Origin of the sequence: Burkholderia sp. BCC1977 (assembly GCF_905339595.1) — a bacterium.
GTDB lineage: Bacteria > Pseudomonadota > Gammaproteobacteria > Burkholderiales > Burkholderiaceae > Burkholderia.
In genome coordinates this window covers 64,795-79,328 of record NZ_CAJPGQ010000038.1, presented here as the reverse complement: position 1 = coordinate 79,328, position 14,534 = coordinate 64,795, and the positions used below count along the sequence as shown (strand labels likewise).

The 14,534-nt window shown below is 60.3% G+C and carries 10 protein-coding genes; 1 reads left to right on the top strand and 9 read right to left on the bottom strand.

The features are described from left to right. Positions 1–50: 50 nt before the first annotated feature. The 6 genes from U5771_RS26455 to tssI form a co-directional block, all read right to left on the bottom strand. Positions 51–368, bottom strand: a complete 318-nt coding sequence (locus U5771_RS26455) for a hypothetical protein (RefSeq protein WP_322026698.1) — start codon at positions 366–368, stop codon at positions 51–53. 214 nt (positions 369–582) lie between these two features. Continuing rightward, positions 583–1,074 (bottom strand): hypothetical protein, encoded by a 492-nt coding sequence (locus U5771_RS26450; protein ID WP_322026697.1) that lies wholly within the window; start codon positions 1,072–1,074, stop codon positions 583–585. Between the two features lie 238 nt (positions 1,075–1,312). Further along, positions 1,313–1,543 (bottom strand): hypothetical protein, encoded by a 231-nt coding sequence (locus U5771_RS26445; RefSeq protein ID WP_322026696.1) that lies wholly within the window; start codon positions 1,541–1,543, stop codon positions 1,313–1,315. Positions 1,544–2,194: 651 nt separating this feature from the next. Then, positions 2,195–2,698: a DUF4265 domain-containing protein gene (locus U5771_RS26440; protein ID WP_322026695.1), complete on the bottom strand. Its 504-nt coding sequence runs from the start codon at positions 2,696–2,698 to the stop codon at positions 2,195–2,197. 9 nt (positions 2,699–2,707) lie between these two features. Beyond that, entirely contained in the window at positions 2,708–7,249 is a 4,542-nt protein-coding gene (locus tag U5771_RS26435; RefSeq protein ID WP_322026694.1) for an RHS repeat-associated core domain-containing protein, read from the bottom strand. A gap of 51 nt (positions 7,250–7,300) precedes the next feature. After that, entirely contained in the window at positions 7,301–10,471 is a 3,171-nt protein-coding gene (tssI, locus tag U5771_RS26430; RefSeq protein ID WP_322026693.1) for a type VI secretion system Vgr family protein, read from the bottom strand. A gap of 354 nt (positions 10,472–10,825) precedes the next feature. Here tssI and U5771_RS26425 point away from each other — a divergent pair, with 354 nt between their 5' ends. Continuing rightward, positions 10,826–11,626, top strand: coding sequence for a transporter substrate-binding domain-containing protein (locus U5771_RS26425; RefSeq protein ID WP_322026692.1), 801 nt, complete (start codon positions 10,826–10,828; stop codon positions 11,624–11,626). Between the two features lie 91 nt (positions 11,627–11,717). On the opposite strand, the gene U5771_RS26420 is transcribed toward U5771_RS26425, so the two are convergent. The 3 genes from U5771_RS26420 to U5771_RS26410 form a co-directional block, all read right to left on the bottom strand. After that, a complete protein-coding gene (locus U5771_RS26420; RefSeq protein ID WP_322026691.1) occupies positions 11,718–11,921 on the bottom strand; it encodes a hypothetical protein in 204 nt (67 codons plus the stop codon). Positions 11,922–12,887: 966 nt separating this feature from the next. Further along, positions 12,888–13,448: a hypothetical protein gene (locus U5771_RS26415; RefSeq protein ID WP_322026690.1), complete on the bottom strand. Its 561-nt coding sequence runs from the start codon at positions 13,446–13,448 to the stop codon at positions 12,888–12,890. 93 nt (positions 13,449–13,541) lie between these two features. Further along, on the bottom strand, positions 13,542–14,525 hold the full coding sequence (locus U5771_RS26410) for a DUF4365 domain-containing protein (RefSeq protein WP_322026689.1): 984 nt from the start codon (positions 14,523–14,525) through the stop codon (positions 13,542–13,544). Positions 14,526–14,534: the final 9 nt, after the last annotated feature.

Here is a 14,534-nt window from a genome sequence, read left to right as displayed (position 1 = left end):
CCGCTCGGCGGTCCTTTTTTGCTGTGGTGCGCGGCGTGTGTCGTGCGTCGTCAGAGCAGAATGAATTCCTCGTTGTCGACGTAGAACACGAACGCGTCGAACAATTGCGCGACGCTCGGTTCGTCGACCTGGTCATGCGCGTTGATCACGATGTCCTCGATCGTCGCGCTGTTGAGCGTGACTCGCCAGCCGGGTTGCGGTGCGATGGCGGGTGGTGTGTCGGCTTCGGTGTCGTCGGAGCCTTCGATGAATACGCCCTCTGTATCGAGCGTCCACGGCATCGGCGGCAGGCAGAGCCATCCGGTGAAGTCGCCAGGGTGCTCGAGAATGTGTTGCAGCGACGCGGTGATCGCGGGGGTGATCGACATGGGTAGTGCGGTTGTAACTGGACTGGAATCAATGCGCAGGAGCGGCGACGTGGCAGGTGCACGAAAGTACCTGCGTCGCAGCGCTCGTGTCAGCGAGCCGTGATTATGCCAATTCCGTACGCGCGAGGTTGGCTCGGTGGTCGCTGTCGGTCAGTCAGGGAATGCAATACCACCAGTCGAGATCGGGTCTGGTTTCACCGCGTCGGAATGACATTCAGGGTTGGTAGCGGATCGTTTCATAGATCCTGGCCATGCCATGCCTGGCCGCGCTCTCGTTCGCAGCCAATCCGGACGAGAAGATTACGCAGGTCCAGCCCTTGCCGCAGACCTTGCTTGTGACGAGGTCGAGACGATGCGCGTAGAGCTCGTCTTGATTGAAGATCGTGTGCGTATAGCGTGAAGCAAGCGCCGGATATTTATCGTTCAGCATGAACTGTGCAAAGTCCGGCTTCGTGTACTGGGTGGGCTTGTCGTCCACCTGGATCTCGTACAGGTACTGCGCAGTACCTTCGAAAGACGGTGCGACCTTGGTTCGCAGCACCTGAACGACGACGTCCAGATTCAACACTTCGAATGCGGATTTGTCGGCTTCGATACTGACTCCTCGGCCATCGGCGCCCTGAAGCGGATCGTTTGCCGTGACCTTCCAGTCGGACGGGAGCTGGAAGCTCAGACCGTCGGCTTTGAAGAGTTTCGGATGCGCCACGTCAGGGGCTGCCGCGGCTCTCGGCCGGAAATCGTCGGCATATGACGCTGTTGCGAGGGACAAGAGGATAAGGATTACGGGAACGGTTCGCACAATAACCATATCAATTCATATTCTGGTCAATCTTTCAGTCTAATCCCGCCAGGACTCCTTGCGAGTTACCTCGCCTCGCCCCAACCAACGAACCCAATGGCCGTATATGCACAATCTGCGCTGGGGGCTGTCGGTCAGTTTGGCATCAACTGGCCGGCAGGATACCGGTAGTGAACCTGACTCCCTTCTTCGTGATGCACAATACAGCATCGGCCAGTCGATCGCCCACGACAATGTATGTCGGAAAGTCGCATTGCCGGCCAATACCATTGGCAGAGAAGTAGGAGCGCAAGACCATCTTTTTGAAGCCGACCTTGCCGTCAGAAAATCCCGAGATTTTCACCACTATCGGCACGGAAGCGTCGCGATCAACCACGTCAACTTTCCTCACCGGATTGAGAAGAAACTACGATCCACCAATAGCCCCCCATTTGATTTAATAACTACCGGGATGAACTGCACGCCGTCGTCATTCGCCAGCCCGTCAATCGCAACACGTACCGCTTCACTTACGAGCGGAATCAAGATGTCTGACCAGATGACGCCACAACCTTGAATCTTTGACAGACCATCTTTGGGAAGATCGAATATCCCGCGACCATATATGCAGAACCATTTTCAACTCAACGGAGTGGCGCCCCCAAATCACCAGACCCAGCCAATCAAAAATCTCCAAAAAATAAATATTATAAACAACTGGATACCCCCTTTCTCTACCGAATAAGGAAAGTAGCCCGTGAAACACATCACACTGACGCCACCTATGCGTAGCGCCACTTCCTTCTCCACGCCCACACCAACATCTTCTATCTTTGCATTAATCCCCCTTTGAGTCAGCACCTTTTCGGATCAAATACTCGCATCAAACCACAGAACGCCCACGATCCTCTTTGGATGCGCCGCCATCAAAATTCACACCCGCCATTGCAGCCCGGATGGTAGACACCGCATACGCAATTTATGCGACATAGCAGTAGCCGATCGCATCGCACCCCGAGCTCTTCCGATGCATTAAAACCGTTCGCGCTTAGTGGAGTCGTAGCGGAACCGATGCGAGCGACTCACATTCGTGTGCCCGTTCAACGCTGACACCCCCGTGTTGCAAGCACGCGTCCTCATATGCCACGTACTCACCATCAGATTGCGAAGCGAGCAACGCGTCAATCTTTCCGAAATCAGCATCGGAAGGAATATCGACCGCGAAGAGGGAATGTCCCCGAGTGACGGAACATTGTGCTCCGAGCGACTTCAGGTCGGAAATGAGCGATGCTTTGGTGTCAGGGTCCTCGGCAAACACTCGCAGCGTTGAATGCCCTCCCCGTGCAACCACTGATGTTGCAAACAGTTCACCATCGACATCCTCAACCGCTACCGTGTCCCCTTTACTCACGCCGCATACATAATACGGCACATTGTCGACCACACAAGATAAATCGTCCGAAAATATCCCCCAGAGAGATTCATACTCCATCGGAGGATATCCGTCTTCGTCCTTCTTCAATCGAAAAATAATCTTCCGAAGCTCTTGCATATTTCCTCTTCAATTGTCACACGGCGTACGTCCCAAGCGATTAAGTCGCTTGAAATTATCCTTGATTCTATCCCACAACCGTCTATTACACTTTCGGCACAGAACTTGCGTATTCCTTTCATCATTTGCCCCACCCAGGACATCCGGCTCAATATGATCAAACTGGCGCTCATTTGTTGGTGGAGTGACCCCTCGCTGACTCTTCTGCCCAGGAACAACCTCAACCCCGCAACACTCACAGGTCTCTTTCCCGAAGAACTCCTTATTCTCTTTCGCGACCTTATCCTTAACTGATTTCGGAATACGGGCCAAGCCAAGCGGGTCAACCCACTCGATTGGATTCGGAGCGTACTGATAAACGTTGATGCCCCCATTAATCCCAATGGGGTCCTCTGAAGTAAATCGCCCAGTTACGGGGTCGTAATACCGATATCGGTTATAAGCGAGCCCGGTCTCGTCATCAACCTGCTGCCCCTGAAACCGCAACGGGTTCTTCGGTACGACGCCTGCGGCCCTCGAAACTCGCGCAATCACCTCCCGCGCTTCCCCCCACGCCTTGTACGACGCCTCCCACACGACGTCGCCATCGTCGTCCGTCATCAACAGCGGCGTACCGATCTGATCGCAGTGGTAATAGAACAGCGTCGCGTCGCCTCGCCGCTCCGGCATCTTCTGCAGCGGATCCTCCTCCGGCACATAGCGGTCGGTACTCTTCCACTCCGGCGTCGAGATTCCCTCAACCGGTCCCGCCACATACTGCGCCATCGGCACGAACTTTCCCGGCTCATAGATATAGTGCGTGCCGCGCTCGCCATCGCTCTCATAAGCCAGCGTGTCGCCATCCCACCCGAACACCGTCCGCTCGCCGTTCACCTCCTTGGCGATCCGACGACCGAAAGCATCATAGAAATACCGAGACCGACTCTGCCGCGAGGTCTCCCCAACCCGCGCGGACAGCAAGCGATTGAATTCGTCCCACTCGTATTCCTGCTCCCCCGCCGGCGTACGCTTGCGCACCAGATTCCCGCGTGCGTCGTACTCGAAGTGCATTCCCGCATACGCCTTCAGCAGGTTACCCAGCACCTTCGGCACTTCAACCGGTAACGTGCTTTCCGGCCGCACCGGGCTCGGACGGGATGCGGGCGTCTCCGTAGTTCGCACCGGATCGACGATGTTGCTCGCCGGATCGAACGCAAACCGTTCCTTCGCGACCGGACTGATCGCCTCGATCAACCGTCCGACCGGATCGTACCGGTAGTCCGTCCCGCCCTTGCGACTGTCCTCGATCCGCGACAACTGCCCCGCCGCGTCATAGCGATACCGCCGCTCGGCAAGCGGCGCGGGCGATGTCGACCGTTGAATCGTCTGCTGCAGCACGCGCCCCGCCGGATCGTAGTGCGTGCGCTGCCCGACCTGGCTCGACAGCACGCGTACCGTCTCTCGATGAAGGTCGTCGCGCTCGAATTGCACACGCTCCTCGCCATCGAGCAGCATCCCGTGCACATATCCCGAGCCGTACATCAACCAATCAACCGCATGCCCGTCCGGCCGCACGGTACGTCGCCGGTTGCCGAGCTCGTCGTATTCGTGATGCCACACGTAGCTGCGCCGTTCGCCGAACAAATCGTAGGCGTGATGTTCGCGCACCAGATTGCCGACCGGATCGAAGAAGAACTGCACGCGGCTGTACCGGTTCACCGCGTCGATCAATCGACCGCTCGGGTCGTAGGCAAACCGTTCCTCGCTTTCCCCCGCGACACGCTTCATCAGGCGGCCGTTCGCATCGACGTCGATCGACGTCACGCAACCCGCTTCATCAACCGAAACAAGGCTGCCGCTGTCCTTGTCGTACTGATAGCTTGTCGACTTGCCGTCGAAGCCGATTTCCTCGATCAGCCGCCCTGCCGGATCGTAACGGAACTGGTACGTCGCAAAGTTCGCATCGGTCAGCGCGGTCAAGCGGCCGAGACGGTCGTAGCGATACGCAAGCGTCTGCCCGAGCGCATCCGCGCGGCTCGCAATACGACCCACTGCATCGTAGCCATATCGCGTCGATCGATTGAGTTGATCCGTATGCCGCAACAACCGACCTTCAGCGTCGTATTGCACCTGCTCGACACCGGCCGGCGACCGAGTCTCCGTCAATCGGCCGTTCGGACCGTAGCCATAAGCGACTACGCCTCCCGAAGCGTCCTTTGCCTCGATCACGCGTCCGATATCGTCGTAGCGCCATTCCGTCTTCTTTCCGGAGCAATCCGTATAGCTCGTGAACTGCCCGGCGGGGTTGTATTCGAGCACCTTCGAGCCGCCCTTCGCATCGGTGATCTGCGTCGGCAAGCCCTTGTCGTTATAGCTGTACTTCGTCGCATGCCCGAGCGGATCGATTTCCTCGACGAGGTTGCCCGCATCGTCGTACTTGCGCTGCCAGGCATGGCCGTTCGGATCGACGAGCCGGATCATTTGATCCTTGTCGTCGTATGCCATCTCGACGACGGTGCCGTCCGCGCGCTCGTGCCACGTCCGGTTGCCGCGTGCGTCATAACGCATCTGCTCGATGCTGCCGTCCTGCAGAATGTGCAGCGTCAGATTGTCGTGCTCGTCGCGCCGGAACCATTCCTCGCTTCCGTCCGGATAGGCGATTCGATAAACGTACCCCTTGATGTTGAAGTAATAGCGCGACATCTGACCGAGCGCATCGGTCACGTAGGTAAGTCGAATGTTCGGATGCCACGCAAGGCGGATATCGAGGCTGCCGTCGTCCGCGTACTCGCGCACGCATTTCGCGTTCGCGTTGTCTTCAGCGTCCGCGCCGTCCCATTCAAGCGTCATCCCGCGGCCAGTGCGATCGGTATAGCGCGTCACGAGATGGTGGTGGTACTGATAGCTCCATACGTTGCCATACCGGTCGGTTGCGCGCACGAGATCGCCCGCTTCGTCATAAGCGTAACTCGCGAGCGTACGGCGCTTTCCACCCTCGAGCACCTGCTCGATCATCACGATCCGGCCTTGCTTGTCGTGCTCGAACGACAGCACGTTGCCGCTCGCGTCGATCAAGCGCGCCACGCGGTCGAGCGCGTCGTAATCGAGCGTGATCGTGTTGCCCGCGCGATCTTTCTGCATCGCCAGCCGGAACGCATTGCCGCGCCGTTCATACACGTGAAGCTGATCGTGGCCGTATGCAATCGTGACCCACGTCTCGTCAAGACGCGACAGCGTCAGGTTTTCCGCGAGATCGTCATACACTCCTCCGACTGCAAGCGCTCGATATTCGATGCTGCGCCCGCTGGCGTCGCGGAAGAACCATGTGTCGCCTTCGACATCGATGCGCGTCGTGTACGGCGTGAGCCACCGCGCGCCGAGTTCGCCGTTGTCGTAGGCAGACAGGCGTGACCGATACGTACGCGCCCAGACAAGCGGCAACGCGCCGGGCAGTTCGAAGTCCGTATGTGTGAAGGTCTCGTCGCCGAAAGCAAAATCGATCGATCCGGTCGACGCACCGATCTGGCAACCCTTGCAAGGACTCTGGCCAGCCCCTCCCGCATGCGTCTGCTGCCCAATCGCACCCGCCGGCTCCTGAGGACGGTCATGCTGCGCCCGCCCCTTCCCGCCAGGCGGCACATCGGCAGTCTTTTCATGAAGCTTCCCGCGCGCGCGCACCCTCGCCACGGCTTCGATCACCTGCGCGATCAGCCACAGCATCTTGCCTTCTTCGCTACCGTTCAGATCGCGGATCGCCGTCGCGACTTTCGGCGCCTCGGTCTTCAGGAACGCGACGATATCGCGGAACGGTTGCAGCCACGAATCCGGAGCAAGCTTCGCTGCGGTCCCGATCGTCGCGTTCCCCGCTTCCTTCCCCAACGCGATCGAACCTTGGTAACCGTACTCGACCGCGTCCACCACCAGCATCGGGTTGTACCAGGACCGCTTGTCCATCTTCTGTGCGATCTTTGCAGTACGTCGCACGTTGGCGCTGCTGTCGAAAATTTGCCCTTTGAGTGCGAGTTCCAGCCCGGTAGCAATACCGACCATCAACTCCTGCGCCTTATGCGCGCAGTCGTTCAGCAGTTCGACAAGAACGTCCTGCAGGGTCTTCAGGAAGTTTTCGATTTCGGTCGCGGCCGCGGCGTTGACATGCGTGACGAGCACCGAAATGAGTGCCGCGCCGAGATTGCCGCGAGAGATCAGCAATTGATTGCGCACGAGCGCCAGCAGCGGCCGCGCCGACAGTCGAAACGATGCCAGCGGCGGCGGAACCGGAATGACGCCGATCAGGTTGATCGCAAGCCCAAGGTAATCGAGCAGATTGGCGTGGCGCTTCTCGACGATCATCACGATGTCGCACACCGCATCGTAAAACGCCATCAGGTTGCCGATGATCGGCACCGCGCTTGCGAAGGTTTTGAGATCCTCGAACGAAATGTGATTGCCGCTGATCTTGAGCAGCCACTTATTGAAACGGTCGCCCCCCGCCGCCACATCTTTCGGCGAAATATCGCTGAGCCAGGAAACGGCCTGTTCCTTCTCGGCGCCCGGTGGAAGTTGTTGTGCCATGTCGCTCTTCGTTCAATTCGTTTTTTTCAAGACGGCTGACAAGCCGCCCTCTCAGGATTTCAGCGGTCCGCCGAACCCGCTCGTCGGCAGCTTCATGCCGGTCGCACCCGCGGCCGACGCCACCGTCGTAGCGCCCTTGCCGGCGATACCGGGTAGCGCGCCCTGCAGAGCACCGGATGCCGCATTCGCAGCCGGCGCGGCCAGCGCTGCGAGCCCACCCTGGCGCGCCGCCTGCACCATCCCGGCCACCTGCTTCGCGGCACTGCCCAGGCTCGAGGCCGTCTGCAGCGCAGAAACTGCGCCTGCCCCACCCAGCGCACTTGCCGCAGCCGGCAACGCGGAACTCGCCAGTCCGCCTAACGCAGCACCGGCCCCACCTCCGCTCGCCAGCCCCATCGCGGCCGTCGTCGCCGCAGGCGCCATCCCCTTCACCTGGCTCGCGAGTTGCTCCGACGCAGCGGCCTGCGCCGCCTGCGGCGAAGGCTCAACGGGCTCGACTGGCCACTGCGCCTGCTTGAAGTAATTTGCCGGTTGAGCCGACTCGCGCGGATCCTTCCCGAACTCGACACGCACCGCACCCGGCGGCAACCCGCTCACGGCCGTATAGCCGCTGTTGTCGAGCGCCCCCTTCTTCAGCACGGCGCCGTTCACGTCCTTCACCGTGAACAGCCCGCCCTTCACCGCTTCGCCATTCACGTACTTGTGAAACAACTCCAGCTGCCCCGGCTGATCCGGCCGCGGGCTCGGCAACGGATACCCCATGCTCGCCGGCCCCGCGAACGTATGCGACGCGCCCTTCACATCCACCGCGCCAGGCGTATGGATCTCGATGTTGCCGCCCTGGATGCGGATATACCCGCCGCCGCTCGTCAGCAGAATCCCCTGATCGGCCGCGATCTCGATCCGGTCAGTGGCCGACACGACCTTCACCGCCTTCTGCGCGGTCACCTCGATGTTGTCCGACTGCGCCTGGATCTCGACCTTGCCCTTGCCCGCGAACAGCTTCATCCCCGCGTTCTGCACGAACAGGCTCAGCTTCTGCCCGATGCTGCCGATCAACGACTTGCCCGTCGCGACGTGCACACTCTGTCCGCTCGCGACGTTCACGTGATCGTTCGCGACCATATGCAGCGACTGCTGCGTCGACATCCCGATCCCGGACGGGCTGCCGAACAGCATCACCGGCTCCTTGAATGCATTGGCACTGCCCGTGCCGCCGCCTGCCGTGCGTCCACCGGACACGTTGCCCGACGCACTGTCCTGCGTCGCGTCGGTGAACGCGCGCATCGTGTCGTGCGCATCCTTGAGACTTTCCGCCTGATGCTGCTCGCTCACACCCGACATCGCCTCGACCAGGCTCTCGCCCGTCACGAGCTGCTGCTGCGCTTCCTTCACGTCGAGCGGCTGGCTGTTCGGCGCCTTCGGATGGGTCGTGACGTACAGGCCCTGGCTCGCCCGCACCGCGCCATACGCATCCGAGCGCAGGTCGAACCCGCTGCCCAGATACGACCCGCGCGAATTACCGTTCTGGTCGATGAGATAGCCCAGATGCAGCAGGCTGTTCGCGCTGCTGCTCATCAGCTGCACGCGGTTCTGCCCGGTCGCGTCGTCCATCACGAGATGGTTGTAGCCGCTGCCCGAATACTCCTTCGATCGATAGCCGGAGAGAATCCCGTCGCTATGCCACTGCGGCTGGTTCGCGCCGTTGTACACCCGCCCGACCGCCAGCGGCCGGTCGCAGTCGCCGCCGACATAGTCGATCAGCACTTCCTCGCCGATCCGCGGCACGTGCACGCCGCCGTAGCCGCCACCGGTATCCGACTGCACGACGCGCACCCAGCACGACGCGTTCTCATTGCCCGGGTTCAAACGATCCCACACGAACTGCACACGAATCCGGTTCAGCTCGTCCGTATAGACTTCCTCGCCCTGCGGGCCGACGACGAGCGCCGTCTCGAGATGCATCTTCGGCTTCTCGTGTTCGAACGGGCTGCGATACGGTACGTTCACGCGCTGCGCCTCGACCTCGACGAGATAGAAACCGACCGAGCCGTCGTCGTGCGGCACGCGAAACGCGGGGTCGGCACCATAGCCCTCCTGCGCTTGCGTCAACGCGTCGCGCAGGCTGTACGGAAAGTCGGCGCTGCTACCCGCAACAGGCAGGTTGTTCTCGATCCACCACTCGACGCCGAGCGCCGCGAACTCGCGCTGGTCGGCCGGATCGCGATCGTGTTCGGGATGATCCGACAGCGTGAAGCGCCGGCCTGCATCGATCGCGCGCACACCGCCCACGCCATGGAAGCGCTTCGCGTGCGACTCCCATTCCTCCATCCGCACCTTCGTCAGGTGGTCGCCGCGCGTCTGGTCCAGATACGTGTACGCACCGGTGTACTCGTAGACTTCGAGCTGATCGGGCAATTCGCCCTGGCCGCCCATCGTCGGCAGTGTCGTGCCTTTCGGGTTCGACGGTTGGGACGGATTCTTGTAGTCGAACGTGCGCGTCGTGCGGGTCACGCTCTGCAGCGTGCGCGAGCCCGACCATTGCGTGAACGCGTCGGCTTCGCTCGCCGCGCCACCACGATAGAAGCGCACGGTTTCCGGCGACAGCGGCGCGAACGTCTGCAGGTTGTCGGTGATCACGAGCGTATGCGACTTGCCGTCGTCGGCCTGCTGCCATGTGCCGTAGAGGCCTTCGCTCTCCATCAGCCGGTGCACGAAATGCCAGTCGGTGTCGTGCTGACGCGTGTATGAACGGTTCGGCAGTGGCCGCGACAGCGCGAAGCGGAAATGTCCCTGCGCCTGCGGATGCCGGTTCAGCACGTCGCTGATGATCTGGTCGACGGTCGTGTCGTTCCAGAGCCGCTGGTCGCGACGAAACTTCAGGAAATGGGTGAAATCGGCGAACGTGAGCTGATAGGTCGTGAGCCCGCCGTCGGCGCCGAGGCGGCGCGCGGTGTGCACGTATCCGTTGATCGGCCGGTAGCTGCGATCGCCTTGCTGGATCCACAACGTGACCGGCTGCGCGATCAGCTTTTTAAGTTCCAGATCGCTATCGGCCGACAGCACGTCGAGCGTGAATTCGTACGCGCGCCCGATGCGCGAGTGGCCGACCGCCCGCTGCACGGTCAGCACGTTGGCGCCCAATGGCGTATCGAGCTTCAGCAGCCGGTCCTGCTGAAGCAACCCGCCGCGCAATGCGGCAATAGTGTTCTGCATGTTCATGGCAACGGCCTTTTCTTCTTTTGACGCGCCCTCGGATGGCGCGTTGAGCGATTTCGCTCGCGCGATTTTACAGATAAATTACTGCGGGAATCGCAAAATGACCTGATTTAAAAGAGTATTTTCAAGCGCACTCCCGGCCCCGACACACGCTTCGAACGCTCGGCCGGCGCCTGCGTGTCGCGTCGTCACACTGCGCTGCCACCCGCCGCCCGCTGAAATCGATTGCAATCAGGGCCAATTCGACTTCCGGTGCAGCCCGGTTGCGAGTAGTGTCTACGTGCCCGTAATTCGGCCCAGCCCGGGCACGATCGATGTCCGGCGCTCGATTACCACACTGATCACTGGAGATCTGCGATGAAACGTTCGAAGTTCCTGCTGTCGGGCCTGCTGCTTGCGTCGGCCCTCGGTTTCACGGCCGTCGCCGCGCACGCGGACGACCTGCTCGACTCGGTGAAGAAAGCCGGCGTGCTGCGCGTCGGCCTCGAAGGCACGTATCCGCCGTTCAACTCGCGCGGCACGTCGGGTCAGCTCGAGGGCTTCGACGTCGACGTCGCGAATGCGGTCGCCGGCAAGCTCGGCGTGAAGACGCAGTTCGTCCCGACCGAATGGAGCGGCATCATCGCGGGGCTGCAGGCGGGCAAGTTCGACGTGATCGTCAACCAGGTCACGATCACGCCGCAGCGCAAGGAAGCGCTCGACTTCAGCGAGCCGTACACGTACTCGGCCGCGCAGCTGATCCAGCGCAAGGACGACACGCGCAACTTCAAGTCGCTCGACGAGTTCAAGGGCAAGAAGCTCGGCGTGACGCTCGGCACCAACTACGACCAGATGGCGCGCACCGTGCCGGGCATCGAGGTGCAGACGTATCCGGGCGCGCCGGAAAAGCTGCGTGACCTGGCCGCGGGCCGGATCGAGGCGACGCTCGACGACCGCCTGATGCTGCCGTACATGATCAAGACGTCGAACCTTCCGCTGCGCGCGGGCGCGGTGCTGAACGGCGGCAAGCAGGAGATGGCGATCCCGTTCCGCAAGGGCAATCCGAAGTTCGAGAAGGCGATCAACGACGCGCTGGATTCGCTGCGCAAGGAAGGCACGTTGAAGAAGATCTCGACGCACTGGTTCGGCAGCGACGTGACGGTGCCGGTCGCGCAGTAAGCGGTTCGCCGTGTTTTGGATGCGTCACGTCCTTCGCTGCGGCGAAGGCGTGACGCTCATCTGCAGTTCTGTTCCCTTCCGTTCTATTCCCTCAAGCCGCTTCGTCGAAGCGCGCGAGCAGCAGCTGGCCGATCGGCGTCAGCGCCGGGCGGGCGGCCACCGCATTCACGCGGACCTGCATATCGTCGACCAGCCGCTTCTCGACGAGCACGGCGAACGCAGGGTTCGCCAGGTCGACGCTGTCCGGTGCGCGGGCAATGCGCAGCAGCATCGAAAATTCGTGCGGACTCAACATGGTCCTTGTCTCCTGATCGTCCGCGATCCAACTCGATCGGCGTCGATCGTGTTTTCGAATGAAATGGTGCGAGGCATAGTCGATGCGTCGCCGGAAGCGAGATCCCGGTTGACCGATGCGCGACGCGGGCACGGCGTCGCGTACGGGTTACGCACGCCCGGATCGCGACGGTGGTGCCGCGACGGGAACGTGCAACCTTAGGTGCGCATCATTACGCAGGCGTGACAGCCAAAGGGGGGCGCAACGATGCGCGCTGCACGCCCGGATCGCACCGCGCAGCGCACGTGGTGCGGATCGGGGCGGAAGCAAAGGCGTCTTCGGCCGCGAAGGCGACTTGTGGCCAAGCTGGATTGGCAGCGTCATGTGTTCAGAACATTAGCCGTCGTTGCCAATGCACTGTGATATTCGCCCCCTTCAAATTGTTAGGACTCCAATTACTCTCGGCGCGATTCCGTTGACAGGACAGGCAGCGTCCGCCGCCGGAAATCGAACCGCCTCTCGTCCCGGAATCTTCGCCTCACCTCATCCGCCGTTTGGTCGGCGTTTCTATACCGATCGGCCAATTTGCACTCAAAGCAATTGAAACCGCCTACATTGAATGGACCCCAAAGGAGTTTTCACGACGTTTGAGACAGCTCCTCGCCGTTTTCGGTTTAACCCAACGCGAACTTCAAGTGCCGCAGGCGTCTCGGTCGAGCTGACGTAACCGCGTGGCGGCAACAGTTCGCAAGCCGGTTCAGGGGCAGTTTGAACCGGTCGTGAACCGCCGGGACCACTATTGACCGTGTTCGATTGGTTGTCGACTTTCAGCGACTGCGCGTGCTTCGTCCACAATGTGCTTACGAGTCACGGCTCGATCGAGATAATGGCTATACCACCAGTCGAAAAAGGCGGCCGAGCGTCGACGCAGGATGTACCCACCGCTTAAGACACAATGACTCCCTGAACACAGACGCGGCGCAGCGCCTAGTGCACGCTCTCGGTGAAGTCACGTGTACTCGCCGTCGCGGTCTGCGCGATCTCGATCGATTGCGCTTGGAACGCATCGTAGTAACCGCTGAGATCGTCGGGAAATCGCGTTTCCCCAAGTGCGCGCAGTTCTTGGATGAGTCGGCCGTAGTAGTAGACTGCCGACGACATTGAGCTTCCGAGATCTGGATAGTGCGTCACGTCCCGCCGGTTGAAATCGAGATGAGCGACATGCTGATCACGGTATGCCTTCATCTGTTGCCAATAGGTACGCCACAGGTCTTGGTCAATACCGAGATGTGCAAAGAGACCCGTTCGGAACTCCTCCTCATCCGCAATCACGTTCTTCCAGTGCACTTGCTGGTGCTCTTCGTCATCGGAGCCGAACAGCTTGCACCACTCAAGCACTACTATGTCCAGCAGATTTCCGTGCAGGACACGCCAGAAATTCAACGCGGGATCGGGCTCAACTGCGGCGAGTGCGCGCTTCAGCGCGACACACCGGGTTAGGTTCACCACGACCTGAAGTGCGCCCGTCAACCGCTCTTGAGTTGCCATGGATGCCTCCGCGAACGACGAATATGCTCCAGTGTGGCATCCCTGCTCATTCGCAGCATAGCCTTTCGGCATTCGACATAGTTTCACGAGGGTTCAGGCCACGACTGTGCTCTGGAACTGCCTGATAACCGGAATTCGCCGGAGATACGACTCTGGAACCATGCCGAAGAAGCCTTCTTGCGCGACATGCATCATCCCCGCATCCTGCATCTTGCCCTCGGCGATCAGACTCTGCTCCTTCTGGTGGATGAGAGCCACAAGCGCCCTCCCACGCGAAGTAAGGGGGGCAACGAAGTGCGGCTGCACCTGTCTGTCCACCCAATCGATCAAACAATCAGAGTAGTCAATTTGGGCAAGATTCTGCGCGATCAGGAACTTGACAAAATCGAACGCGAACCAGTGTTCGGTGTCCCCCAACCCCATTCCGAACGGGGATTCCACCGCAGCGAGGTTGCATTCGACGGCATCGATGATCAGATCCATGCCGTAGTAGATGCTGCGGGCGATGTTGGTCAGGCCAAGCGCGAACAAATCAAAGTGACTAAGCGGAAAACTGGCGTTGTTCGATTGCGCCGCAAGAAGCTGGGCAAGCACATCGTCGAGGTCCTCGATAAACGGCTGGTCCAGCACGCCCGCAGTTTCAAAGAGCGCAGTAGCCTCCGTTCTATCCAATCGATTGTTCTCCGGCACCTCAACGAAGACCCGATTGGCGCCAGGATTACGTAGTGCCTGCCGAACATCGGCCCAGTATGCAATTCCGGATTCTGGATTGTGAAGCACAAGCAGAACGGGAAGAGGAAAGAACTCCCAGTAATTCCGATGCTTGTCTTCGGGATAGAATTTCCATCCGCGAGTCGAGGGCTTGTCAAAGTACGACAACCCCGATTTGACTTGCACCGCGACTATCCGACTTGTGGTGTATCCGTCTGGGGTTACGAACTCCAAGTGCCCGTCAATACCTACATCGCCAGTTCCTGTTTCTCGCCATATCTGTCCTCGACTGGCCGCGTAGCTCTGGATAGCCGCGATGCCTTGACGCTCCTGGGCATAGTTTGCCCCTGCTTTTGGAAATTGCATGGTTTTATC

Excerpts from the sequence above, each read along its gene's own strand:
- U5771_RS26455 (WP_322026698.1), bottom strand. The coding sequence starts at position 368 with ATGTCGATCACCCCCGCGATCACCGCGTCGCTGCAACACATTCTCGAG.
- U5771_RS26440 (WP_322026695.1), bottom strand. The coding sequence starts at position 2,698 with ATGCAAGAGCTTCGGAAGATTATTTTTCGATTGAAGAAGGACGAAGAC.
- U5771_RS26435 (WP_322026694.1), bottom strand. The coding sequence starts at position 7,249 with ATGGCACAACAACTTCCACCGGGCGCCGAGAAGGAACAGGCCGTTTCC.
- tssI (WP_322026693.1), bottom strand. The coding sequence starts at position 10,471 with ATGAACATGCAGAACACTATTGCCGCATTGCGCGGCGGGTTGCTTCAG.
- U5771_RS26425 (WP_322026692.1), top strand. The coding sequence starts at position 10,826 with ATGAAACGTTCGAAGTTCCTGCTGTCGGGCCTGCTGCTTGCGTCGGCC.
- U5771_RS26420 (WP_322026691.1), bottom strand. The coding sequence starts at position 11,921 with ATGTTGAGTCCGCACGAATTTTCGATGCTGCTGCGCATTGCCCGCGCA.
- U5771_RS26415 (WP_322026690.1), bottom strand. The coding sequence starts at position 13,448 with ATGGCAACTCAAGAGCGGTTGACGGGCGCACTTCAGGTCGTGGTGAAC.
- U5771_RS26410 (WP_322026689.1), bottom strand. The coding sequence starts at position 14,525 with ATGCAATTTCCAAAAGCAGGGGCAAACTATGCCCAGGAGCGTCAAGGC.